We start from the raw sequence: 22,350 nt of genomic DNA on the forward strand, positions 1-22,350 counted from the left end.
TCAGTAATGCCCGCTATTTTTTTTCTCGAAAGTTCAAATAATTTAGGAGGTCAGGAATATCAGATATTGACGCAGATATCTGAGCTGCATAAAAGATCGTGGCAGCCTTATTTATTTTGTAGAAAGAATAGCAAAATTAGTCAATTTGCGGCGCATAGTGAAATTCGTACTATTCACTTGCCTTTACGAAACGCTCTAGATATTAAAAGTATTTTTAGCATTCTTCGCCATCTTATAAAGATTAATCCCGTAGCTATAGTTCTTCATAGCGGACATGACGCAAATATCGGCGCCATATCTGCAAAAATTTATCGCCTTCTTTTTAAAAAAAAGGTATTAATCATTCGATCTAGAACCTATCAGCCAGGAATGCCAAATAGTTTCTCTTATAACAATCTATTTGATGTCACATTCACACCTAGCGAGTATTTGCGTGAAAAATTATTAAAAAATAAATTAATTGTGCCAAGTAGAATTCGCGTACTCTATCCTGGTCTTGATTTTCAGCGGATACATGATTCTGCGGCCGACAATTTGCCAGAATATGTTCAGGCATGGATTAATGGCAAAGAGGGTCCATTCATTGTTCATGGGGCAATGTTACGGGGTGAAAAAGGTCATTTACAATTTTTGAAGGTCTTTAGTCATCTGTTAAAAAAATGGCCAAGACTTCAGTACATTATTGCTGGGGATGGCCCTGAACGACAGCGATTAGAGCATGAGGTTAGTCAATTAAAGATTGATCAGAATGTATTTTTTGCAGGTGTTGTTAATCCGATAGTGCCTTTACTAAAAATTGCTGACTTGGCGATATTGCCATCCCATCATGAGCCATTAGGAATGTTTCAGATTGAGTCGCAGTATTTACAAGTGCCAACCCTTGCTAGTAGAGTTGGTGGTATACCTGAAACGATGGAGCATCATAAAACAGGTTTGCTCGTTGAAGATAGGGTAATTAATTGGATAGATGCTATGGATTGGGCCTTGGCAAATCCCTTAAAAATGCGCAATTATGGAAATAATGGAAAAGAATTTGTCATGGAGAAATTTTCGATCAAAACTAATATTGATTTTTTAATACACTTTATCGAGAACTACAACCATTCAAATTGATGATTTTTTCGTATTCCATGAACTGTCATACCATATTGGTTAAGCTCAACTTGACGAAATTGCTTGGATGACTGTTTGTTACGAAATTGTCGCAATTTCCGCTCAATCCAGCTCTCATTAAGCAATTTGTAGTTGTATCGCCCTGTTAGACCTTGACTGTCAGACAATTTTCGTTCCCGCTTCATTTCTGTTTGGGTGATAGATCCAAAATGATGTAACCAACTAGACCCAGTAATGGCCATTGGTATGGATGCCTTTCGTGCCATGTGGAAAAATAAAGTATCCTCAAATCCCCACAGGGTTGGGGTGGCTTGGAAATAACCAATATCCATCCAAACAGACTCATGAATTGCCAAACATACCGCATGGGCTTTATCCATTCGCAAGGCATCTTTCATGTTGATCGACGCATTTTTTGCAAACGATTCAAAATCATAATCAAGGGAGCCCTCTACTAATGCGGGGGATATGATTTTGATATTGTTTTTTTCAGCAGTTTCTATAAGGGATTGAATCCACTGATCTGAAACGACCACATCATTGTTCATAATGACTGACCACTCGGCTTGCTGAACTAGGGCCCCCTGGTTCCATGCAACTCCACATCCTAAATTTTTGCGATTTAGTACCAAACCCCCTAGTGGAAGACCTCTTAAATAATTAACCGTATCATCAGATGACCCATTATCAACAACTACCAGGCGACTGAGCGGTGTCGAAGTCTTTAGAAAGCTGTCAACACAAATCTTTGTGTAATCTAAAGCGTTATAGCAGGCAAATGTTAAGGAATATTTATTGGGGTTCATTCTGAGTAGCCGGATCAATAGAAAGTGCAGACGCTAATAGGATTGCAACCATCATCGCATAAAATGAGCATAAATATTTTAACGAAAGAGTTTCGTTAAACAGCCCACAAACAAATAGGCCACATATATAAATTAATCCAAGATTCGCGGCGGCCTGGGCCGATTTGTGATTAGCATGTTTTAATGAATTAAAGAAAAGATAAGCAGGACCCCCTAAAGTTGCTATGTATGCAACAAAACCAAAGAGTCCATTTGCCAGTAATTTTGCAAGTATGTCGCTATGAGGACCGGTTCCGATCAAAATAGCAAGTGGCTCGCTAAGGTTGGTAGGAATTTTTTCTGATAAAGAAAAAATACTATCTCTCAGATTTTGTTCTCCAAATCCAAACAGTGGACTTTCCTGGATTAGTAAGAAACTAACCTCCCACATTCCCAGTCTTGCTCCAACGGATGTTTGGCCTAAATTTTGACTACCATCTTTCCATAGTGAAATCTCTGCACCAATTGGGCTCAATCGTGATAAAAATTGATCGTAATTAAATAGAAGAAATGCAAAGAAAAACGTAAATAATATGATTATGAAAAATGTAAATCGATTTCGATTTTTCTGAAAAATCTTTTTTATGGTTTGATATTGCAAAAAGCTCATGCAAATGAGCATTGCTGCAAAAGCTATCCAGCCACCTCTAGATTGAGCCTGAAACATCACAATAAAGCCGCTCATAAAGCCAATTAGTAAATTAACTTGATACAGCACGGGTTGATTGAATTTATAAAAAAGTAGAGATAAACATAAAACGCTTAGTATTGCGGTTTGTCCACCAAGGGTGTTTGGATCAACGAAATAACTGGCGTAACGCCCTCCCCAATTACTGATATAGTTTTGATCTACGAATACTAGATTTAAAAACAGCAGAATCAAGGAAATCGGCAGAACTATGGATAAAATTTCTAGCCATTTTTTTCTCGTCTGATATAAAAGAATAAATATAAAAAATCCAATGAAAATTCTGGAAGGTCCATCGAATGATGAAATTTGAAATGGATTTTTAAAAATCTGTGAGAGTAAGGTTGCAATAAGTAGACTACCAGATGCTATCGCAATGATTACTAGTTTTTTCAGCCCAACTATATTTTTGATACTTTGGAAGTTTCGTATCCAGACCCATAGGCCCAGAAGTGCTAATCCAATCGTAATCGCATTTGTTATTCCGCGTATGGAGAGATAGCCCAATACAGAAAGACTGATTAGAATAGGGATCAATTTTTCCGAGAGTTTTTGATGGATCAACATTAAATAATTTTAATCCTTCTTGCGGTAGACTCCTCTATATTCAAGTTCACACATCATGCCCACCAAATTCTTAATCGTTAAATTGTCTTCTTTGGGGGATGTGCTCCATAACCTACCGATGGTTTGGGATATTCGGCAGCATTATCCAAACGCCATAGTTGATTGGGTGGTCGAGGAGGCGTATGTCGATCTTTTGAAACCCCTTCAATCGACTCATACGTTTAAGGGTATTGACCGGATTATTCCAATCGGGTTACGGCGTTGGAAAAAAAATATTCTGAGGGCAACACATTGGTATGAATTCAAGCAATTTTTATATGCTTTACAGCAAGATCAATACGACGTGATTATTGATTCACAAGGATTAATCAAGTCTGCAGTGGTGTCTAAGTTCGCTCATCGCACTCAATCCGGAAGAATTACTGGACTTGCGAATGCGACTGAATTTTCGGGTTATGAGCCTTTAGCCAGGATGTTTTACTCCGACTCGGTTGCCGTGCCCAGACAGTGCCATGCAGTTGATCGTTCACGTTATCTTCTGAGTTCTGCTTTAGATGTTGCTCCAATTACACGCATATCAATTCCTCGGTTCTACCCAGAGTCCTTTGTAAAAGATCTTACTAATCAAAATTTAAGTCCTGAAATTACAAAGGATTTAAAAACTCCTTACGTTTTATGTTTTCATGCGAGTGCCCGGGCTGCGAAGCAGTGGGGTATCCAAGGCTGGATTGCAGTTGGAAATTTTTTACTAAAGCGGGGTTTGCATCCAGTATTTCCGTGGGGGAGCCCCCACGAGAAACAAATCAGTCAACAGATTATTAAGGGGATTGGCAGCGGCGGAGGTATCCTACCCTCATCTTATTCCATCAAGCAGTACTTTGAGATTATTAGTCATGCCCGATTAACAATCGGTGTGGATACGGGCTTAACTCATTTAGCTGCTGTAATGGGTCACCCAACGATTGAAATCTATTGCGACTCCCCGCTTTGGAAAACAGAGGGTTATTGGTCAACTCAAGTGATTAATCTTGGTGATATTGGTCAGTCGCCCAGCATTGAGAGTATTCTCAATGGAATTGAGCGTTTGATCTCATCCTAAATGATTAACGTAGTAGCGCGTTAATGGCAATCAAATCTTCATCCGAAAGATTAGCGGCCTGAGCTTTGAGACGCAAAGCATTCATGATGGTGTCATAGCGAGCTTTATAGAGTGAGGCACGCGTGGTAAAGAGCGTATCTAAGGCAATTAAGACATCAATGTTAATGAGAGTGCCAACGTTGTAACCTAGCTTGCTGGATTCCACTGCGGTAGCAGATGATTTCTCGGCTGCTTCCAGTGCTTTGACTGTAGCTAAGCCGCCATAGAACCCAGTAAAAGCTTGACGGGTTGACTGGGCAGCGGTGCGTCGTAGATTGTCATAATCGGCCTTCGATTTATCAAATAGCGCTGCGTTTTGCCGAATGACTGACATATTAAATCCACCCGACACGATGGGAAGGGTCATTTGTAACGCTAAAGTATTGTTATAGATATTTTGTGTAGGCGAGGGGTTGAAGTTCAGGGCAGATCCATTCGATTGGTTAAAGCCTGCAGTACCAACAAAGTTAACGCTCGGATAGTTTGAGGCCAGAGAAGCTTTGTAAACACTCTCCGCTAGTTGCACGCTGAGTTGACCAGCCAATACCCCATAGTTAGCGTTTTCAGATTGGGTAATCCAGTCGTCCAATGCTTGCCCAGGGGGAAGTTTGGGATTGACACTCTCTGCAATGGGCACCCCTTTAGTATCTTTATTACGCGCTCTTGGATCGGCCACCACACCAGCAATAGAAACATCCTTTGCCATCGGTTTAATGTGTTTTACAGGGTGACCAATCAGTTGCTCTAGAACACCACGTTTGACCACAAGATCGGCATGGGCAGCGATTTCTTGGGCATTGGCGACATCAAAGCGTGCCTGGGCATCATTAGCGTCGACGATCGTCGCGGAGCCGATTTCAAATTTCGCTTTTGCAGCCTGAAGTTGCTGACGGATTAACTCTTTCTTATTTTTAAAGAGCTCAACATTATCTTGAGCTGTTAGGACATCAAAATAGGCTTGCGATACTCGAATTACTAAATCCTGCTGAGCTTGGTAGAACTGTAAATCGGAGATTTTGCTATTAAGATCACCCTGTTTAAAAAGTTGCATTCCAGTTAAATTAAAGACTGGTTGTGTCAGTGTTACGGTGTAGCTTCGTTGATCAAAGATTCGGTTTGTGCCTTCTCCGTGCTGGAAAAACCGAGTAGCTGTTGGGTTGGCTGATACCTGAGGCAGCAGCACCGACAAGCCTTGCCAATAGAGCTCTTTGCGGGCCGCTAAATTAAAACGTGCGCTGTTGATGACTGGGTCGTTAAATGCGGCTTCCTGATAAAGGCTAAGAAGGTCCATAGTTCGACCTTCAAGCGCCTTACGATTTTGTGAATCCGTTAGGTTCGATGAAATCGGTGGCGTTGGAATGGCGGTTTGTGGAGGAACCTCAAGCTTTATGAGATCTTGAGGGCTCAAGGTCTTGGGCAATGAATTATTTGCTGGAGTTACCGTTACCGACCCTTGATTGCCTTGTGACCAAGCTTGGCTAGATAACAACCATCCAGCCATTCCAATAAGGGTAATAATCGGGAATCGTTTCTTCAAATGCATGTTTCGAAGTTTAAGCCTAAACGTTAAATTGAAGGGTTTCTGGGTTTAAGGCTTTAGTATTAACACTTATGGATCCATTACTTTTATTCAAGGCCCTTATTTTAGGTATTGTTGAGGGTTTAACCGAGTTTTTACCCATCTCAAGTACTGGGCATTTAATCTTAGTTGGGGATCTCTTAAATTTTAATGATGAGCGCGGTAAAGCCTTCGAGATCATCATCCAATTCGGTGCCATTTTGGCGGTATGCTGGGAGTATCGCGAGCGCTTATTAAGCGTAACCAATACCCTCTTTTCTAGTAAACAATCTCAAAAGTTTGTCTTGCATGTGGTCATTGCCTGTATTCCAGCTATGGGGCTTGGTCTGATTTTTGGTAAGCTGATCAAAGCCCATCTATTTTCACCAGTACCTGTGGCAAGCGCATTTATTGTGGGTGCATTTGTGATCTTTTGGGCTGAGTATCGCCAAACCAAAGCATCAACTAAGAAGAAAATCGATAGCATTGACCAATTAACTGCGCTTGATGCCCTAAAAGTAGGATTGGCTCAATGTGCGGCATTGATACCAGGTACCTCGCGCTCAGGGGCGACCATTATTGGCGGGATGCTCTTTGGATTGCCTAGAGCCGTTGCAACCGAATTCTCCTTCTTTTTGGCAATCCCAGTGATTGGTGGAGCAACCGCATATGAGTTATTAAAGATTGCAAACTCATCCCAGGCATTTGGTTTTGCTGAGTTTGCGCCACCGCTTTTGGTTGGATTTGTTGCAGCCTTTATCTCAGCATTCATTTGTGTGCGTTGGCTGATTCATTATGTCGCGCATCACAACTTTATTCCGTTTGCTTGGTATCGCATTATTTTTGGCGTCTTAGTTTTGGTGACCTCGTATACTGGTCTTGTCGCTTGGTCTAACAGATAGTTCCAGAGTAAAAATATGAACCTTTCAATCGATGCCATACAGGCCAATATTCAGTTGGCCTTAGCGCCCGTCTTTCTCCTAACAGCTGTCGCCACCCTGGTTGCCGCGATCACTGCCAGACTGGCTCGTAATGTAGATCGGATGCGATTTATTCAAAACCAGTTATACGGCGATCATCAACTAAGTGACAAACTGAGGACGCATTATGAGAAAGAGATTGACGAGTTCAAAACTAGAGGAAGGTTATGCACACTCGCAATCTTTTTTGATGTCTTAGCAGGCGTTTTAATTTCCTTAACCGTCTTAGAGTTATTTCTGTTGCAAACTGGCGCAGGTAAATTAGTCAATGTGGGCTACGTACTCATTACGTTTGTATCGGGATTAGTTTCATTTGTAGTGTCCCTAACACTGATCTTGGTTGAGGTGGTCTTTGCTTATCGCTCAACGAGTTGGGATATGCCAGACGATTCAAAATGATACGATAGGTGATTATCGTGTCTGATTCTCAGTCGCACCTGCGACGAATTCGTTCATTTGTTCGTAGAGCGGGCCGTACTACGCTTGCTCAAGAACATGCGATCGCAACCTTAGGCAATCAATTTCTGTTCCCATTTCAAGACGCATTATTTGATTGGTCGGTATTTGGTGCACCATATCAGGATGCTCCACGGATTATTGAGATCGGCTTTGGCATGGGCGAGTCAACCGCTCAGATTGCGCAAGTTCGTCCCAACGATGTATTTTTGGGTATTGAGGTTCATGAGCCGGGAGTTGGTGCGCTTCTAAAGCGCATTGGTGAGCAGAATCTTTCTAATATTCGTTTGATTTCCCACGATGCTGTTGAGGTACTTGAGCGGATGATTGCCCCCAATTCTTTGGATGGGGTTCATATCTTCTTTCCCGATCCATGGCATAAAACGCGGCATCATAAGCGCCGCTTAATTCAGAAAGATTTTGCAGAGTTGCTAGTTTCTAAATTGAAGCCCAATGGCTATATTCATCTAGCAACCGATTGGCAGCATTACGCCGAGCAAATGCTTTTGGTCCTTAATCATCATCCCCAACTACGCAATCAATCGACTCGAACAGTTCGATTAGAAGCGATTGGGGGTATTGATCAAGACCAAATCATCGGCGGTATTGATTGGACGGCGGAGCATTTACAGGGGACGCATGAGGCTTTTGTGGATAAGCCCTCGTATCGCCCACTGACTAAATTTGAGAATCGTGGTCTCAAATTAGGCCATGGGGTTTGGGATTTACTCTATCGCAAGTCTGAGCTTTAAAGACCCATACAAACGTATTTCATTTCAAGGTACTCGTCGATTCCCCAGGAGCTACCCTCGCGCCCTAGGCCGGATTGCTTTACCCCACCAAATGGGGCAACTTCATTTGAGATGAGTCCGGAGTTGACCCCCACCATTCCAAATTCAAGCGCTTCGGCCACCTTCCAAACCCGACCAATATCCCGGCTGTAAAAGTAAGACGCTAGGCCAAACTGACTGCTATTGGCTAGCCGAATGACCTCATCGTCATTCTGAAACGGTATGACTGGAGCTACAGGGCCGAAGGTTTCTTCATGGGTAATGAGCATGGTGTTGGTGACATTGGCTAGAACCGTTGGCTCGTAGAATGTGCCACCCAGACTTGCACGTTTACCTCCAATTACAAGTTGCGCACCTTTGCTCAGCGCATCGGCAACATGCCGTTCAACCTTTTCAATGGCGGCTTGGTCAATGAGAGGACCTTGAGAAACCCCCTGTTCTAGACCATTTCCAATTTTGATTGACTTGGTTGCAAGGGCTAATTTTTCAACAAAGGCATCATGAACATTTTTGTGAACATAAAACCGGTTAGCACAGACACACGTTTGCCCCGCGTTACGGTATTTAGAGCTCATCGCACCAGATACAGCGGCATCAATATCCGCGTCTTCAAAAACAATGAAGGGCGCGTGACCGCCAAGCTCTAGGGAGAGCTTCTTAACCGTTGGTGCGCACTGGGCCATAAGAATGCGACCCACTTCCGTTGATCCGGTAAAGGATAGATGACGCACGGCTGGGGATTCACAAAGGACCTTACCAACCGCAATGGATTGCTCGGCATCGGCGGTCACGATATTAATGACCCCTTGTGGAACCCCTGCTTGTTGGGCGAGCTCCGCAATTGCTAGAGCTGATAGTGGAGTCTGCTCTGCGGGCTTAATGACAATGGTGCATCCCGCCGACATTGCCGGCGCGATTTTGCGAGTGATCATTGCGATCGGAAAGTTCCAGGGTGTAATGGCGACGCAAACCCCAATGGCTTGTTTTAAGACAAGGGTACGCTTATCACCCCAGGTGGTTGCTGGAATTGCTCCCATGACGCGTTTGGCCTCTTCGGCAAACCACTCCACAAAGGAGGCTCCATAGATCACCTCACCTTTGGCTTCAGCTAGGGGTTTGCCTTGCTCTAAAGTCATGAGCAACGCTAAATCATCGGCATTGGCCAGAATTAATTCAAACCACTTGCGCATGACTTGGGCACGCTCTTTTGCCAGCTTGCCCTTCCAGGCGTTCAGAGCCAGCTCAGCCGCGGAGATCGCCTCCTCGGCATCTGAGCGATTCAAGTTAGCAACCTTGGCAATGATTTCACCGGTTGCGGGATTAGAAACCATAAATCGAGCGTTTTCTGAGGCTTTGACCCACTGGCCATTAATTAGGGCATCCTCATGAAAAAGACGGGGGTTCCTTAGGAGTGTGCGGATATTTGCGATTGAATCGGGTGCATTCATGGTGATTTTTTTTGGAGTGATGGTGTCGTGATCTTTAGTGTAATCCCAACCGTCATGCAAGATTAATTGAGGATATTAGTCCGAAAATTAGGGCCAATAAATACGTGAAGTACAAATGGCGGTGCACTAATTTGTATTGGCTACAGAGCGAACAATACAAATTGAAAACTACTATAGCTAGTAGGTATAAGGAAGTTGACAGCCTATAGGTAGTTTTAGATTGACACTTTTTCTTTCAAAATATGAAAATAAATCGGTAATAGATGATTTTTTCATGATGAGGAATGAGTGCAGACTAACTTGATTAAACCATTGTATTCATTGATTTTTTTATATTAAGCGCTGCATCATATTAGGGTTTAAACGGATAATATGGCTTATTAGTTATATAAAAACATTTCTTTATTCTTGACAGAATATATAGCGGTTCCTAAGATTCGGCATGTTCAATAGTTGTTGCACTGCAATATGAATAGAGTCTGCTTCTAATACTCCTCGTATTTTGTGTGACCCAAACAATGAAACCGTTTAACTTGCTAGACACAATTTGGATTAATCGTCATTTGGTGACAAGTTCTTTCGCCAGGTTCGGTCAGCGTGTATTCGCGATATTAGTTGCCGCAATTCTTGCAATTTGGCTAATTGGTCCGAAGACCGGTGCCGGAATCTTTGATCTTGCTCACTACTTGGTTCCTGCTGAAGCGCGTGCGCTGATCCTGGGTGCTGACAGTGCGGAAATCTTAACTGCCGATGAGTCGGCAAATCAGCTCAAGTTTTGGAGCTTAAACCCCCAGAGTATTCCCTCCATTGCAGGACCTGCATCGCAAATCCCAGGTCATTTAGTCGACTTAAGCGCAGTAGATCGTTCAATATTGCGCTCCGAAAACGAGCGTCGGGCGGTTGCCGAGCATTTGGCTAAAAAGTTTCGGATTTCGTTTGAAGATACCCTTCATTATGTAAATCAGGCGATGGTGGTCAGCAAAGAGGTCAATTTAGACCCAACCCTTATCTTGGCGGTGATGGCTACTGAATCTAGCTTTAACCCTCGTGCTGAGAGCCGTGCGGGTGCGCAAGGATTGATGCAAGTTCGAACCCATGTTCATCACGACAAATTTGAGCCCTATGGAGGCCCATTAGCAGCCTTTATTCCTGAGGCGAACATTCGGGTGGGTGCGCTAATCTTGAAGGCTTGTATCGCCCGAGCAGGATCACTTGAGGATGGCTTAAAGAGTTATCTCGGTGCGCCTAGTGCAGCGAGTGGGGTGGGTACCTACACGCACAAAGTATTTTTAGAGCGCGAAGAATTACGTAACGTTGCCCGTCGGTTAGGCGGCAGCGTTTAGTTTGCGACAATTTCAGCTTGCCGCAGTTTTTGGGCAAGCTGATCCAAAACCCCATTCACATATTTATGGCCATCGGTGCCACCAAAAGTTTTTGTAAGTTCGACCGCCTCATTGATTGCGACCTTGTAGGGTACCGAAAGATCAGCTGCTAACTCATAAGTACCAATGAGCATCGCAGCATGCTCAACTGGGGACAGCTCGGCTAAAGGACGATCTAACTCTGGAACAATTAACGCATCAAGCTCTTGGTGCTGTCTAATCACACCCTGGAAGATACCCGTAAATAAATCACCCTGGCATTTTTTAAACGCCGGATCCTCGCCAAGCTGTTTTATGATCGCGCTGATCGCTAAAGGGACATCGGTTAGTTCGCCCGCCTTTTGAATCACCAAAAACTGATAAATACCTTGTAGAGCATATTCCCGGGCACGACGTCGTGGCGTGAGCGAGCGCTTTGGGTTGGGTGATCCACTAGCCATCGCAGTTACGTTGACTCAATATCAAGGTCAGGATTCATCGCAAGGGCGAGATTAGCCATTTCAACTGCCGCTCGCGCACAATCACGGCCCTTTTCAAGAGTTCTGGCGAAGGCTTGATCGTCGGTGTCGCAAGTTAGTACGCCATTGGCAATCGGGATACTGTGATCCAAACTAATCCGAGTAATGGCGCTTGCGGACTCATTGGCGACTAATTCGAAGTGGTAAGTTTCCCCCCGAATTACCGCACCAAGGGCAATTAGGGCATCAAACTCTTGAGTCTTCGCAAGTTGCGATAGGGCAAAGCCAATCTCTAAGGCACCAGGAACAGTAACCAACTGAATATCGTGGTGTGCCACACCCAAATTCAGCAGCTCGGTAATGCAGGCCTCTGATAGGGCTTTGCAATGATCTTCATTAAAGCGCGCTTGCACAATCGCAATCCTCAGATCTTGGCCATTTAAGTCAGCCTCAAAGACATCAATATCGTTCATGCTATGTTCCTCAAGATGGGATTGGTGTGTAGGGGATGTGATCAATAATCTCTAATTGATAGCCAGATAAACTCGGCACTCTAGATGAGTTAGCGAGTAGGCGCATTTTGCGTACACCCAAATCTTTGAGTATTTGTGCCCCAATTCCGTAGCTACGAAAATCGGTTTTATGCTCTGTACCGGGATGAACTGAGGGGGTTGAGGGCTTGCGATCGGAGTGCTGGTCCAATTGGGTCAGCTTCTCAAACTGTGAAAGCCATTTGAGCTCATTGGGGGCTGCAACTCCTGCAGCATTTAGTAAAACAGCGACGCCGCAGGGTGCATTAGCGATTACTTGCAGAGCTTTGCTCAAAGGCCAGGAGTGCGTCGATTGATCAATGTCTAAAAGATCCAAAACAGTGACCGGTTCATGAACACGAACAATCGCTTCTTCGGCCGATTGTGGGTTTCCTTGAATAAGTGCAAGGTGTAAACAGTTGCTCGGTGTGTCGCGATACACCACGCCCGTAAAGCGACCCCAAGGACTTGCAAACTCGCGCACACCCTCACGCAGCACAATGCTCTCGGTTTGGCTGCGATACTGAATCAGGTCTGCAATGGTCCCAATTTTTAATTGATGGGCTTTGGCAAATTCAATCAGATCCGGTAAGCGCGCCATGCTGCCATCGTCTTTCATGATTTCACAAATCACGGCAGTGGGTGAGCAGCCAGCAAGACTTGCTAAATCACAGCCAGCTTCGGTATGGCCAGAGCGTATTAATACACCCCCAGGTTGAGCCATTAGCGGAAAGACGTGGCCTGGTTGCACTAAATCAGCTGGTTTGGCAGTCGGGGCGACTGCGGCTTGAATGGTACGCGCGCGATCTGCTGCGGAGATGCCAGTGGTCACGCCACTAGCGGCCTCAATCGATACCGTAAAGTTTGTGCCCAAAGCAGTGCCATTCTCTCGAACCATGAGCGGCAAATTGAGCTGCTGGCAACGCTCCTTGGTGAGCGTGAGGCAAATGAGACCACGACCATGTTTAGCCATGAAGTTAATTGCTTCCGCGCTAACGTGATCAGCGGCAAGAACTAAATCACCCTCATTCTCGCGATCCTCTTCATCAACCAAGATGATCATCTTGCCGGCCCGAAGGTCGGCCACGATCTCATGAACGGGGCTGATGGCTGGTAAGGATACGTTTGGCATGGTAGAGGAATTTGCAAATAGAGCGCCATTTTAAGCCTTCTTGCTACTTTGTAGGGCTTTACGACAGGATTTTCCGAGGGGGCCGATAGTCAAGTCATGAGGACTTTGGAACAATTTTGGGGATCAGCCACTTCTGGAATAAACCCATGAACCATGACCATCCATCTGAATCCGGAATCGTATTACTTGAACTGCTAATTGCGATGACCTTGATTGTGGGTAGTATCACGGTCGCGCATGCGATTTATTCAAAGCTTGTCATGAAGGCCATACAACTTGAGCAGTCCCATGCGGTGTGGGTTCGTCAAAAGAATCAGCATGAAATGATGTTTTACTTAAGTCGCTTAAAAAGCCAGCGGTCCCAGAATTCAGCGCAATCAAAACGATGAGTCTATTGGCATGTTTGACCGCACTTACACTCAGTACGATTTTGCTTTTACCACCCGCTTGGTTGCTTCATCGGGTCCTGATTTACCAGTCGCAGATCGAGACTCGTTTTTTACAGCAGCAGAATGTAGATCGTTCGCTCGAGTTAATTAGTCGAGCGATTCAGGGCGCTGGGTATCAAGCAACGATATCGCAGTATCGAGCAACCGTCGAATCAATCAAAATCCAAAAAGGGTCTTCTTCTCGCAGTGGTGATGCAATTGTGCTTACCCAAGATATTCCAGATCAATTGGGATATGACTGCATGGGTAATTCCTTAACGCGTGAGCGAACCATCAAACAGCAAGCTTATCAGCGGTTTTATCTGGAACCTAATCGGCATAATTCTCGGACTCAAAAACTAATATGTCAAAGCGTTGATCGTCAGGGTCGATTGCATCAGGGAGAAATTCTAAATAATGTTCTGTCTTTACAAATCGATTGGGTGCGAGCGAACTCGCTCACCCATCAACCTGAGATTTCTCGGACCTCAACCGGCTTAATTGCTATTACCCTACGGGTGCAACCTCAAATCGGTCAAAATGATCCAGCACGGGTTATCGAGCAGACGCGCTACATCAGTCAGCGTCACGGAATGTATAACCCATGATTTTGCTCTGGGTGATGAGTTTATTACTCTATCTGGCTTGGACGGTTGCCCAGTTAGAGTCGGTGCTCGCGCTTGAGATTCAATCGCAAGCAATCCAGGTTCGATATCAATCCGAGTTTGAGAAAGCAGAAGCGCTCCTAGCCCATTGCGAGGATCGGCTTAAAAGATTATTGATCCATGAGTCCGATTCTGCAAAGATAGACTTCAATTCTTTAGACCTTGAAGGGTGCCGACCAAAGTTGATCAGCAACTTTGGCAACTCTGCAACACCTAATTTGAATAATCCTCAAATGACGAAGGTACGCTGGATTGAGATGGAAGTGGGACAAGGTATTCGTCTTCGCAGTGTGCTTCGTTATCAAATTACGAGCCAACAACTTAGTCGTATCAATTGGCAGATACTCTATGAGTAAGAGGTACATCCATTATTTATTTGACTCGAGAGAGGGTGGGGAACGCGGGCATTCCTTATTGGAGTTGATGGTAGTCATCGCACTTATCAGTATGATGTTGTTGATTGGAGCACCCCAGATACAGGCCCAGTTTTATGAGCGAAAGCTCGAGCATGCGGCGCGCCAGTTCATTTATCACGCTCAGTTTGCTAGGCAGCGTGCGCTTTATGGAGGTCACGACATGCTTTTGAAACCAATAGTAGCTAATGATGATGAAGCAAATTGGAAATTAGGGTGGCAGGTTGAGGGTATTGGTGCAAATGACTCGACAGTGATTGTTGCCCAGTATTTTCTGCCTACCAATATTACGATTCAGTCCAAAGGCTTTGTCGATCCACATTCTGGGCAAAGCCAGATTCGCTTTAATCCTGCAGGTGCGGCCAAATCAAAACATGGTGGCTTTATTGCCAATCGTTTGATCTTTGCCCATACTAAAAATACAGATTTGAAGCGTCATGTGATCTTGGCGGCAAACGGTCGCTGGCGCATCTGTAATCCGAATTCGTCCTTTCATCGTAAGGAACTTAATTGTTAGCAGATTACCGCTCTATTAGTCATTCCATAAATCAGGTTTAATAGCGCTATGACCCAATTTAGTTCATTTGATCGACAGATGATGGCCTTGGCGCTTGAGGAGGCCAACAAGGCGCTGTATCTCTCCAATCCCAATCCACGGGTGGGTTGCGTGATCACCAAGGGTGAACAAATTTTGGGCCAAGGGTTTACTCAGCAAGTTGGGTCCCAACACGCCGAGATTGAAGCGATTACTAATGCACGACGCTTGGGAACAAGTGATGCTGATTTTGCTACCAGTACGTTTTATGTCACCCTTGAGCCTTGTTCGCATACCGGTCGGACACCGCCGTGTTGTGATGCGCTCATCCAGCTTTCGCCAAAGCGCGTTGTGATTGCCATGCAAGATCCCAATCCCAAGGTCTCTGGGCGGGGTATCGCAAGCTTACAAAAGCATGGAATTGAGGTGGACCTTGGTCTAATGGCGCATGAAGCGGCTTTACTGAATCCTGGATTTATCAAACGCATGACCCAAGGTCTTCCATACGTACGCATGAAGATTGCATCGAGCCTGGATGGTCGTACCGCACTGCCCAATGGAAAGAGTCAATGGATTACAGGGCCAGTAGCACGTGCAGATGGCCATCATTGGCGAGCCCAAGCATGTGCCATTCTCTCGGGGGTAGGTACGGTGAAGGAGGATGATCCAGCGCTCAGCGTACGTGAGGTCAGCACTTCGCGCCAGCCACTGCGAGTGATTGTGGATTCACAGCTGGAGATTCCATTGGGGGCCAAGGTGCTGAGTGATGCGAATGCCATCATCGTTTGCGCTAATCCAGAGCCAAACCACTTACAGAGAATTCAAAAAGAATTAGCAGCGCGTGGCATTGAGGTAGTTCAAATTCCGAATACGAAGGGCAAGGTGGACTTACCTAAATTGTTCGCTCATTTGGCTACTGAGCGTGAGATGAATGAGGTGCATGTTGAGTCAGGGTATAAATTAAATGGCTCACTGCTTCGCGAAGGCTGTGTCGATGAGCTCCTTATCTATCAGGCATCCTGCTTTTTGGGTGAGGGCTTAGGAATGGTCAATATTGGGCCGCTTCAAGAGCTATCCCAACGGGATTCTTGGCGAATTATTGAGCACATTCTGATTGGTGATGACCTGCGAATTCGGGCATTACGACGTTAAGTGATTAAGCATCACATAGGCTGATATAGTTCATTCATGTTTACTGGAATCATTACTGCGATTGGTGAGATTACACATCTCACTCCAAAAGGGGATGGCCTCCATTTAACCGTCAAAACCCCTGACAACTATCTTGATGATGTAGCGATTGGCGATAGCATTGCGCTCAACGGTGCCTGTATGACGGTTACGACCATGCAAACCAATGCCTTTGAAGTGGATGTTTCTGAGGAATCGATCTCGAAAACAACAGGATTAAGCCAGCCTGGGTCTGTGAATTTAGAAAAGGCTCTGCGATTTAACGATCGTTTGGGCGGCCACTTGGTCAGTGGCCATGTGGATGGGATTGGTACGGTTCAATCATTTGCTTCTGTTCAAGGTGATGCCTACGGCTCATGGAAGTTGGTAATCGACGCACCGCAATCATTGGCCCCCTATCTGGCCTACAAAGGGTCAATTGTGGTGAACGGCGTATCACTCACGGTCAATCAAGCAGGATCGAAAGATCAATCCGAATGCCCCATTGAAATCAACATCATTCCCCATACCTTGGATCACACCACACTTGGCAAACTCAAGGCAGGCGATCACGTGAACTTAGAAGTGGATTTAATCGCGCGCTATGTGGCGCGCATGCTTGGTAAAGACTCGAGTTAGAGCTGATATTGGGTAGGATCAGCCACCCCAGCTTCTTTAAATCCCGCTTTACGAAGTTGACAGGACTCACAAACGCCGCAGGCTTTCCCTTCCGCATTGGCTTGATAGCACGACACCGTTTGGCTGTAATCAATCCCCAAAGATTGGCCTAGTTGAATAATCTGTGACTTACGCATTGAAATGATCGGCGCATGGATCCGAAATCGTTGGTGATGATCATTTGATTCCACCCCAACCTTCGTTGCTAAGTTCGCCATCGTTTCAAAGGATTTCACATACTCTGGGCGGCAATCCGGATATCCAGAGTAATCCACTGCATTGGCTCCATAGAAGACATCAATACTTCCTAGAGATTCTGCATAGGCCAGGGCCATTGACAGCATGATGGTATTGCGAGCGGGCACATACGTAATTGGAATTGCTGTTGTCTTCGGATCACCTTCGGTGGGTACGCGCAGTGCCTGGTCAGTGAGGGCTGATCCACCAAAGCGGGCGAGATCCAGGTGAATGACCTCATGCCGCTCAACACCAAACGATTGAGCAATCCTTTTTGCAGCATCCAACTCTGACGAATGTTTTTGGCCGTAATGAACCGAGAGGGCATAACAGCGATAGCCGAGTTGTTTGGCTAGCGCCAGAATGGTTGTGGAGTCTAAACCGCCGGATAACAGAATGACCGCAGGGCTATTGGGAGTGCGGGCCTGTGATGAAGCAAAAGAATGCTTAAACGCAGAAAAGTCCAAAATTAGAAATCCAGGATTTACTTACTTGATGTTGGCAACAATCGGCTTAGCTTCTTTGGCAGCTTCAGAGTCTGGGTACTTGGCGATTAAATCACTGAGTACCTTTTTGGCTACTGCTTTCTTACCAGATTCAAGATTGGCATTACCAAGGGTTAACATCGCCGCAGGCACTCGCTGATGGCCTGGGAAGCGACTAATCAACGTTTGTAGTTGATTGATTGAACCGTTGTAATCCTTTAGCGCGTACTTGGTATTGCCGGACCAAAAGAGTGCAAGCGGTAAATAGGGGCTAGAAGGGTATTTCCGAATAAATGCAGTGAGATCAGAATCCGCTTTTTTGACCTGATTGTTCTGAAACGCATTGAGCGCTTCTTCATAAGCAGAGCGCTCACCGGCTTGCACCACCCCGGTCACGCCCTCCACTTCAATGGTTTGGGGCTCAAATCGAGTCAGTCGATTATCTAAATCTTGATAGTAGGTTTTTTGATTCTTGGTCAGATCATCGGTTTGCTTTTGCAAACTTTCGATTTGTCCACGCAGTTGAGCGTTCTCCGTACGTAGCTTCTCGATTTGGTTTTGCAGATCCAAAATCGCACCTTGCGAGGCTTGCACCGATTTGCGCATTTCCAAAATTGCTTTGCGGGCTTCGTCATCAGAGAAAATAGCCCACGCATTACTGGAAAGTAACGCACCTAGGGAAATCGTCAGTGCAATGCGTGTATAGCTAGAGATAGCAGTCAATCGATCACACTCTTATTTGGTGATGTAAATGATGTCAGCACGACGGTTTTCAGCCCATGCCGCTTCGGTATTACCCTCCGCTTTGGGCTTTTCTTTACCAAGACTGACTGCCTCCATTTGACTATCGGGTACCCCTAGCGCTGCGAATGCTTTACGAACGGCATCGGAGCGACGTTGACCAAGGGCGAGGTTGTACTCTGCGGTACCGCGATCATCGGTATTACCTTGGATCATGATCTTCTGTTGAGGATTTTGTTTTAAGAAGGCCGCCCCAGCTTGTAGCATGTTTTGATATTGGGGTTTAATGGTGTACTCATCAAAATCAAAATAGATGCTGCGTTGAAAGAGTGGGCTCTTCGGATCATTCCAAGGCTGAGAGGCGATATTACTGCCTTTGGCCTCATCGGTTTTCATGGTGCTGAGGTCATCTAACTTAACACCCGAAGAGCAAGCGCTCAGCAAGCCAATACCTCCCAAAATACTGGTTAGTATGAAGCGACGTTGGGGTGATGTGGTGTTCATGCGCTCTCCCTCGAAAATAGTATAAATTTTGTGATCCAATGAACTGCAAACTAATGAATATTATGCCTTGGATTATGGATCACTTAAGTGGATTAGCGATCCATGAATGGACCCCAAGACGGTTGACGCACATCCGATCCTGGAACGCTCAAAATTTGTTTGACATAGCCATCCACTGAAACAGCGGCTAATACTTTTTTGCCCCCCACTTGGGTTGAATACAAAATGTAACGACCATTGGCGGCAAAGCTAGGTGACTCATCAAAGCTAGTATCCGTCATCGGTGTGCTATCGCCAGTGGCGAGGTTCATCAAAAAGAGCTTAAAGCCACCACCTGCACCGCCGATATAGGCTAAGTACTTACCATCGGGTGAGATCCGTGGCGATGTCGCATACGGTTGTTTAAAAGTGATGCGTCTTGCTGGTTCCCCGCGTTCGCCATCAGCGCTCATGCGATAGATTTGAGGATTGCCGCCTCGATCACTCGTGAAATAAAGGAACTTACCGTCTGGTGAAAATTGCGGTTCGGTATCAATCGTATTGCCTTGCGTCAGACGGCGCAGATTACTGCCATCGGCATTGACTCGATAAATTTGCGTATTGCCATCTTTGGAGAGAGAAACTGCTAGGCTCTTGCCGTCTGGGGCCCAGGATGGCGCGCTGTTGTTACCACGTTCATTTGAGAGAACGATGCGACGTCCGGTGACTAGTTCATGTACATAAACTACGGGTTTACGATCTTCAAACGATACATACGCAATTTTTTGACCATCGGGTGACCACGCTACCGAAATGATTGGCTCACTACTGTTGAGCGCATTGCGCATATTTTGGCCGTCGGCATCCGAGATCACTAAGCGGTAACGTTTGCCCTCTTTCATGACGTACGAGAGTCGTGTGGAGAATACGCCACGCTCCCCCAAGAGTTTGAAGATGATGTCATCTGAAATCTTGTGGGCTGCAAGGCGCAAGTTATCTTCGCTTGCAGACACAATCAATCCATTCAGACTCTCGCCCTTACGTATGTCATACAAGCGGTAACGAACCTCATATTGACCTGGAGATTTTTGAGTCACTGAGCCGACAGCTAAGGCATCGGCTCCACGTGCCGCCCAAGTTTTAAAGTTGGGAATGACTTGATCGTCCTCAACACCGTTACCAAGTTCGACATTTCGGAAGTAGCCACTGCGCGTGAGGTTTTGGCGGATCACATCGGAAATCTTGACCGGTAATTTATCTTCATCTCTAAACCGGGCAATCGCAATCGGATAGAGCGTTTGGCCAACGCCTTTGATCTCGATATTCATTTGAGCATTCGCGGGAGAAACGAACAGTCCCATGAAAATAGTAAATGCCAGCAGGATGGCAATACGAATGCGTTCAAATGTCATGGACATTATTCTAGCCGCTCACAATGACCTATAAATTAATCCTTAGGTTTAAAGGTCAGTTTTATTTGACGCATAGGAATTTTGCCGTTTTCGTCACGCGGTAGGCTCTCGGCTCGATCGATCGCAATTAAGACCGCGCGATCCCAGGCGGGATCCGTGCTCGCAGAGGTAATAGTTCGTTTCAAAATCATGCCATCTGGAGCAAGATCCACCAAAACGACTACAGCTGGATTGCCAGTGGTGGATTCGGCATTGAACACAATGAGAGGCTTTATCTTTTTGCGTACGCGATCGGCGTAACCAGGGGGCGCGTTACCACCCGCTCCCAGGCCATCACCAACTTTGCCGCCGCTGCCGCCTTCGGCGCCTGCTGCTGCTTTTAAGCGGGCCAATTGATCTAAACGCGCTTTCTCTGCTGCAGCCGCTGCTTTTTTGGCTGCAGCATCCTCTTTGGGATCAATTTTTTTCTCAGCCGGTTTTGTTTCTGCTTTCTTCTCAGGCTTAGGCTCAGGTTTTTTCACTACCTCTTTGGGAGGCTCGGGCGGCGGTTTCGTTTTCTTGATCACGATTTCAGCGGCTTCTGGTTTCACCTCAACTTTAGGGATAGGGGTAATGCTTGGGGGTGGAACACTCGCGTCCCAGAGCTCCACTTCAACGCCAGCTGGACTTGAGCTGGTTTTCCAATGAATCCCCAGAGTCAGCAGAGCAATTAGAAAAAGATGCGCACCTAGGGAGAGCACGAACGCTTTTGTAGTTCCTGGCTCGCGCTGCGCATGAAACTGCCGCGAGGTATGAAGAGTCGCGCTACTCATTCTTACCCATCATTATTGACTACGAACTGCCAATCCCACGCGCTTCACACCGTTTTCCTTCAAGCGGGACATCACATCCATCACTACTTCGTATTTAATGGATTTGTCGGCGGCTAGAACGACTGGTTGCTCAGCAGACTTTTCGGCTTGAGAGCGAGCAAAGGCACCAAGCTCTAGTTTGGAAATCGTTTGTGCGGATTCACCCTCTTTGCGAATCGTAATGGCTTCATTAGCACCGATCGTAATAAAGACAGGGGGTAAGGCTTGCACTTTGGCGCCACCAACGGTAGGTAGATTGACAACGCCGGGGTTTACTAGGGGTGCGGTCACCATAAAGATGACTAACAACACCAACATCACATCGATGTAGGGAACGACATTGATATCCGCAATCGCTTTCCGACGGGATGAGCGAAAGGATGAGCGACTAGCCATAGACTTTAGAGGCGAGCGCCCTGGCGTTGCAAAATATTGGTGAACTCTTCGACAAACGATTCAAAATGCATCGAGAGGCGATCAATATCGGTCGAGTAGCGGTTATAGGCAACCACTGCTGGGATAGCTGCAAATAAACCAATTGCAGTTGCGACCAGCGCCTCTGCAATGCCTGGGGCAACAGATGCAAGAGTGGCTTGTTGAACATTAGCCAAACCTCGGAAGGCGTGCATGATGCCCCAAACCGTTCCAAGTAAACCAATGTAGGGGGAGACTGAACCAACCGAAGCTAAAAAGGGTAGATTCGCCTCCAAACGATCCATCTCGCGTTGATAGGCTGCTTTCATGGCGCGACGTGCCGCATCGATTTCCTTCGCCTTTAAGAACTCTTTCATTCCAGCTGCAAAGATTCTTTCGAGAACAGCAGCATTTCCGGCGCTGTCGGCGCTGGCCATTTTTCGTTGCGCAACCTCAAACAAGTTATACAGATCACCGCCAGCCCAAAAATTTCGCTCAAAACGTTCAGTCTCTCGACGCACGCCACCCAGAATCGAGCCTTTACGAAAAATAATGGTCCAAGAGGCTATCGACAGGCTCAAGAGCAATACCATCACAGCCTGGACCAGGATGCTGGCATTGAGAACCAGGGAGAGAATAGAAAGGTCTTGAGTAGGGTTCATAAGGACTTTGTATTATGGAGGGTAATTTTAGCCAATCCTTGCACGATTGCCTCAGTTTGACTGCCGTACTTTGTTATTGTTATGTGATTA

General features: G+C 45.8%; 26 protein-coding genes. 12 read left to right on the forward strand and 14 right to left on the reverse strand.

Annotated elements, in window-relative coordinates:
- Positions 1-6 precede the first annotated feature (6 nt).
- Positions 7-1,113, forward strand: a complete 1,107-nt coding sequence (locus QUE65_RS01285) for a glycosyltransferase family 4 protein (RefSeq protein WP_286281334.1) — start codon at positions 7-9, stop codon at positions 1,111-1,113.
- On the opposite strand, the gene QUE65_RS01290 is transcribed toward QUE65_RS01285, so the two are convergent.
- Positions 1,095-1,919 carry a glycosyltransferase family 2 protein gene (locus QUE65_RS01290; protein ID WP_286281335.1) on the reverse strand — a complete coding sequence of 275 codons (825 nt, stop codon included), beginning with the start codon at positions 1,917-1,919 and terminating at the stop codon, positions 1,095-1,097. The two genes, QUE65_RS01285 and QUE65_RS01290, sit on opposite strands and share 19 nt — an antisense overlap.
- On the reverse strand, positions 1,906-3,213 hold the full coding sequence (locus QUE65_RS01295) for an O-antigen ligase family protein (protein WP_286281338.1): 1,308 nt from the start codon (positions 3,211-3,213) through the stop codon (positions 1,906-1,908). Before QUE65_RS01295 ends, QUE65_RS01290 begins: the two co-directional genes overlap by 14 nt.
- A 55-nt stretch (positions 3,214-3,268) precedes the next feature.
- Between QUE65_RS01295 and waaC the strand changes: the two genes are divergently transcribed.
- On the forward strand, positions 3,269-4,312 hold the full coding sequence (gene waaC, locus QUE65_RS01300) for a lipopolysaccharide heptosyltransferase I (RefSeq protein ID WP_286281339.1): 1,044 nt from the start codon (positions 3,269-3,271) through the stop codon (positions 4,310-4,312).
- Between the two features lie 4 nt (positions 4,313-4,316).
- Here the strand turns inward: waaC and QUE65_RS01305 are convergent, their stop codons facing one another.
- Positions 4,317-5,888: a TolC family protein gene (locus QUE65_RS01305; protein WP_286281340.1), complete on the reverse strand. Its 1,572-nt coding sequence runs from the start codon at positions 5,886-5,888 to the stop codon at positions 4,317-4,319.
- Between the two features lie 74 nt (positions 5,889-5,962).
- On the opposite strand from QUE65_RS01305, the gene QUE65_RS01310 reads away from it, so the two are divergent.
- The 3 genes from QUE65_RS01310 to trmB are packed head-to-tail and all read left to right on the forward strand — an operon-like array spanning position 5,963 to position 8,097.
- On the forward strand, positions 5,963-6,811 hold the full coding sequence (locus tag QUE65_RS01310; protein ID WP_286281341.1) for an undecaprenyl-diphosphate phosphatase: 849 nt from the start codon (positions 5,963-5,965) through the stop codon (positions 6,809-6,811).
- A gap of 15 nt (positions 6,812-6,826) precedes the next feature.
- Complete coding sequence (locus tag QUE65_RS01315) at positions 6,827-7,288, forward strand: DUF2721 domain-containing protein (RefSeq protein ID WP_286281343.1); 462 nt, start codon at positions 6,827-6,829, stop codon at positions 7,286-7,288.
- Positions 7,289-7,305: 17 nt separating this feature from the next.
- Positions 7,306-8,097, forward strand: coding sequence for a tRNA (guanosine(46)-N7)-methyltransferase TrmB (gene trmB / locus QUE65_RS01320; RefSeq protein ID WP_353506667.1), 792 nt, complete (start codon positions 7,306-7,308; stop codon positions 8,095-8,097).
- Here trmB and QUE65_RS01325 read toward each other — a convergent pair.
- Complete coding sequence (locus QUE65_RS01325; RefSeq protein WP_286282377.1) at positions 8,094-9,584, reverse strand: NAD-dependent succinate-semialdehyde dehydrogenase; 1,491 nt, start codon at positions 9,582-9,584, stop codon at positions 8,094-8,096. The two genes, trmB and QUE65_RS01325, sit on opposite strands and share 4 nt — an antisense overlap.
- Positions 9,585-10,150: 566 nt before the next feature.
- Here QUE65_RS01325 and QUE65_RS01330 point away from each other — a divergent pair.
- Complete coding sequence (locus tag QUE65_RS01330) at positions 10,151-10,927, forward strand: transglycosylase SLT domain-containing protein (RefSeq protein WP_286281345.1); 777 nt, start codon at positions 10,151-10,153, stop codon at positions 10,925-10,927.
- On the opposite strand, the gene nusB is transcribed toward QUE65_RS01330, so the two are convergent.
- From nusB to ribBA, 3 genes are read right to left on the reverse strand one after another with little or no spacing between them, the layout of a single operon-like run.
- On the reverse strand, positions 10,924-11,406 hold the full coding sequence (gene nusB, locus QUE65_RS01335) for a transcription antitermination factor NusB (RefSeq protein WP_286281347.1): 483 nt from the start codon (positions 11,404-11,406) through the stop codon (positions 10,924-10,926). The two genes, QUE65_RS01330 and nusB, sit on opposite strands and share 4 nt — an antisense overlap.
- Before the next feature lie 5 nt (positions 11,407-11,411).
- Entirely contained in the window at positions 11,412-11,897 is a 486-nt protein-coding gene (gene ribH, locus QUE65_RS01340; RefSeq protein WP_286281348.1) for a 6,7-dimethyl-8-ribityllumazine synthase, read from the reverse strand.
- 10 nt (positions 11,898-11,907) lie between these two features.
- On the reverse strand, positions 11,908-13,086 hold the full coding sequence (ribBA, locus tag QUE65_RS01345; RefSeq protein WP_286281349.1) for a bifunctional 3,4-dihydroxy-2-butanone-4-phosphate synthase/GTP cyclohydrolase II: 1,179 nt from the start codon (positions 13,084-13,086) through the stop codon (positions 11,908-11,910).
- Between the two features lie 146 nt (positions 13,087-13,232).
- Between ribBA and QUE65_RS01350 the strand changes: the two genes are divergently transcribed.
- The 6 genes from QUE65_RS01350 to QUE65_RS01375 are packed head-to-tail and all read left to right on the forward strand — an operon-like array spanning position 13,233 to position 16,936.
- Entirely contained in the window at positions 13,233-13,475 is a 243-nt protein-coding gene (locus tag QUE65_RS01350) for a hypothetical protein (protein ID WP_286281351.1), read from the forward strand.
- Positions 13,472-14,122 carry a hypothetical protein gene (locus tag QUE65_RS01355; protein WP_286281352.1) on the forward strand — a complete coding sequence of 217 codons (651 nt, stop codon included), beginning with the start codon at positions 13,472-13,474 and terminating at the stop codon, positions 14,120-14,122. Before QUE65_RS01350 ends, QUE65_RS01355 begins: the two co-directional genes overlap by 4 nt.
- A gap of 14 nt (positions 14,123-14,136) precedes the next feature.
- Positions 14,137-14,535 (forward strand): hypothetical protein, encoded by a 399-nt coding sequence (locus tag QUE65_RS01360; protein ID WP_286281353.1) that lies wholly within the window; start codon positions 14,137-14,139, stop codon positions 14,533-14,535.
- Positions 14,528-15,109, forward strand: a complete 582-nt coding sequence (locus tag QUE65_RS01365; RefSeq protein WP_286281355.1) for a GspH/FimT family pseudopilin — start codon at positions 14,528-14,530, stop codon at positions 15,107-15,109. The genes QUE65_RS01360 and QUE65_RS01365 overlap by 8 nt, the downstream gene beginning before the upstream one ends.
- Positions 15,110-15,157: 48 nt before the next feature.
- A complete protein-coding gene (gene ribD / locus QUE65_RS01370; RefSeq protein WP_286281357.1) occupies positions 15,158-16,279 on the forward strand; it encodes a bifunctional diaminohydroxyphosphoribosylaminopyrimidine deaminase/5-amino-6-(5-phosphoribosylamino)uracil reductase RibD in 1,122 nt (373 codons plus the stop codon).
- Positions 16,280-16,315: 36 nt separating this feature from the next.
- Entirely contained in the window at positions 16,316-16,936 is a 621-nt protein-coding gene (locus tag QUE65_RS01375) for a riboflavin synthase (RefSeq protein ID WP_286281359.1), read from the forward strand.
- Here QUE65_RS01375 and queC read toward each other — a convergent pair.
- From queC to tolQ, 7 genes are all read right to left on the reverse strand, one after another.
- A complete protein-coding gene (gene queC, locus QUE65_RS01380) occupies positions 16,933-17,610 on the reverse strand; it encodes a 7-cyano-7-deazaguanine synthase QueC (protein WP_286282379.1) in 678 nt (225 codons plus the stop codon). The genes QUE65_RS01375 and queC overlap by 4 nt on opposite strands.
- 90 nt (positions 17,611-17,700) lie before the next feature.
- Complete coding sequence (gene ybgF, locus QUE65_RS01385) at positions 17,701-18,420, reverse strand: tol-pal system protein YbgF (protein WP_286281360.1); 720 nt, start codon at positions 18,418-18,420, stop codon at positions 17,701-17,703.
- Positions 18,421-18,432: 12 nt separating this feature from the next.
- A complete protein-coding gene (gene pal, locus QUE65_RS01390; protein WP_286281361.1) occupies positions 18,433-18,942 on the reverse strand; it encodes a peptidoglycan-associated lipoprotein Pal in 510 nt (169 codons plus the stop codon).
- Positions 18,943-19,034: 92 nt separating this feature from the next.
- Positions 19,035-20,333, reverse strand: coding sequence for a Tol-Pal system beta propeller repeat protein TolB (gene tolB / locus QUE65_RS01395; RefSeq protein WP_458574760.1), 1,299 nt, complete (start codon positions 20,331-20,333; stop codon positions 19,035-19,037).
- Between the two features lie 35 nt (positions 20,334-20,368).
- Positions 20,369-21,145, reverse strand: coding sequence for a cell envelope integrity protein TolA (gene tolA / locus QUE65_RS01400; protein ID WP_286281362.1), 777 nt, complete (start codon positions 21,143-21,145; stop codon positions 20,369-20,371).
- 12 nt (positions 21,146-21,157) lie between these two features.
- A complete protein-coding gene (gene tolR, locus QUE65_RS01405; RefSeq protein WP_286281364.1) occupies positions 21,158-21,580 on the reverse strand; it encodes a protein TolR in 423 nt (140 codons plus the stop codon).
- 5 nt (positions 21,581-21,585) lie between these two features.
- Positions 21,586-22,260 (reverse strand): protein TolQ, encoded by a 675-nt coding sequence (gene tolQ, locus QUE65_RS01410; protein WP_286281366.1) that lies wholly within the window; start codon positions 22,258-22,260, stop codon positions 21,586-21,588.
- Positions 22,261-22,350: the final 90 nt, after the last annotated feature.

This window comes from Polynucleobacter sp. HIN8 (assembly GCF_030297615.1).
GTDB lineage: Bacteria > Pseudomonadota > Gammaproteobacteria > Burkholderiales > Burkholderiaceae > Polynucleobacter.

Coding starts and splice junctions, on each gene's coding strand:
- QUE65_RS01285 (WP_286281334.1), top strand. CDS start 7: ATGCCCGCTATTTTTTTTCTCGAAAGTTCAAATAATTTAGGAGGTCAG.
- QUE65_RS01290 (WP_286281335.1), bottom strand. CDS start 1,919: ATGAACCCCAATAAATATTCCTTAACATTTGCCTGCTATAACGCTTTA.
- QUE65_RS01295 (WP_286281338.1), bottom strand. CDS start 3,213: ATGTTGATCCATCAAAAACTCTCGGAAAAATTGATCCCTATTCTAATC.
- waaC (WP_286281339.1), top strand. CDS start 3,269: ATGCCCACCAAATTCTTAATCGTTAAATTGTCTTCTTTGGGGGATGTG.
- QUE65_RS01310 (WP_286281341.1), top strand. CDS start 5,963: ATGGATCCATTACTTTTATTCAAGGCCCTTATTTTAGGTATTGTTGAG.
- QUE65_RS01315 (WP_286281343.1), top strand. CDS start 6,827: ATGAACCTTTCAATCGATGCCATACAGGCCAATATTCAGTTGGCCTTA.
- QUE65_RS01325 (WP_286282377.1), bottom strand. CDS start 9,584: ATGAATGCACCCGATTCAATCGCAAATATCCGCACACTCCTAAGGAAC.
- nusB (WP_286281347.1), bottom strand. CDS start 11,406: ATGGCTAGTGGATCACCCAACCCAAAGCGCTCGCTCACGCCACGACGT.
- ribH (WP_286281348.1), bottom strand. CDS start 11,897: ATGAACGATATTGATGTCTTTGAGGCTGACTTAAATGGCCAAGATCTG.
- ribBA (WP_286281349.1), bottom strand. CDS start 13,086: ATGCCAAACGTATCCTTACCAGCCATCAGCCCCGTTCATGAGATCGTG.
- QUE65_RS01350 (WP_286281351.1), top strand. CDS start 13,233: ATGAACCATGACCATCCATCTGAATCCGGAATCGTATTACTTGAACTG.
- QUE65_RS01355 (WP_286281352.1), top strand. CDS start 13,472: ATGAGTCTATTGGCATGTTTGACCGCACTTACACTCAGTACGATTTTG.
- QUE65_RS01360 (WP_286281353.1), top strand. CDS start 14,137: ATGAGTTTATTACTCTATCTGGCTTGGACGGTTGCCCAGTTAGAGTCG.
- QUE65_RS01365 (WP_286281355.1), top strand. CDS start 14,528: ATGAGTAAGAGGTACATCCATTATTTATTTGACTCGAGAGAGGGTGGG.
- ribD (WP_286281357.1), top strand. CDS start 15,158: ATGACCCAATTTAGTTCATTTGATCGACAGATGATGGCCTTGGCGCTT.
- QUE65_RS01375 (WP_286281359.1), top strand. CDS start 16,316: ATGTTTACTGGAATCATTACTGCGATTGGTGAGATTACACATCTCACT.
- pal (WP_286281361.1), bottom strand. CDS start 18,942: ATGAACACCACATCACCCCAACGTCGCTTCATACTAACCAGTATTTTG.
- tolB (WP_458574760.1), bottom strand. CDS start 20,333: ATGACATTTGAACGCATTCGTATTGCCATCCTGCTGGCATTTACTATT.
- tolA (WP_286281362.1), bottom strand. CDS start 21,145: ATGAGTAGCGCGACTCTTCATACCTCGCGGCAGTTTCATGCGCAGCGC.
- tolR (WP_286281364.1), bottom strand. CDS start 21,580: ATGGCTAGTCGCTCATCCTTTCGCTCATCCCGTCGGAAAGCGATTGCG.
- tolQ (WP_286281366.1), bottom strand. CDS start 22,260: ATGAACCCTACTCAAGACCTTTCTATTCTCTCCCTGGTTCTCAATGCC.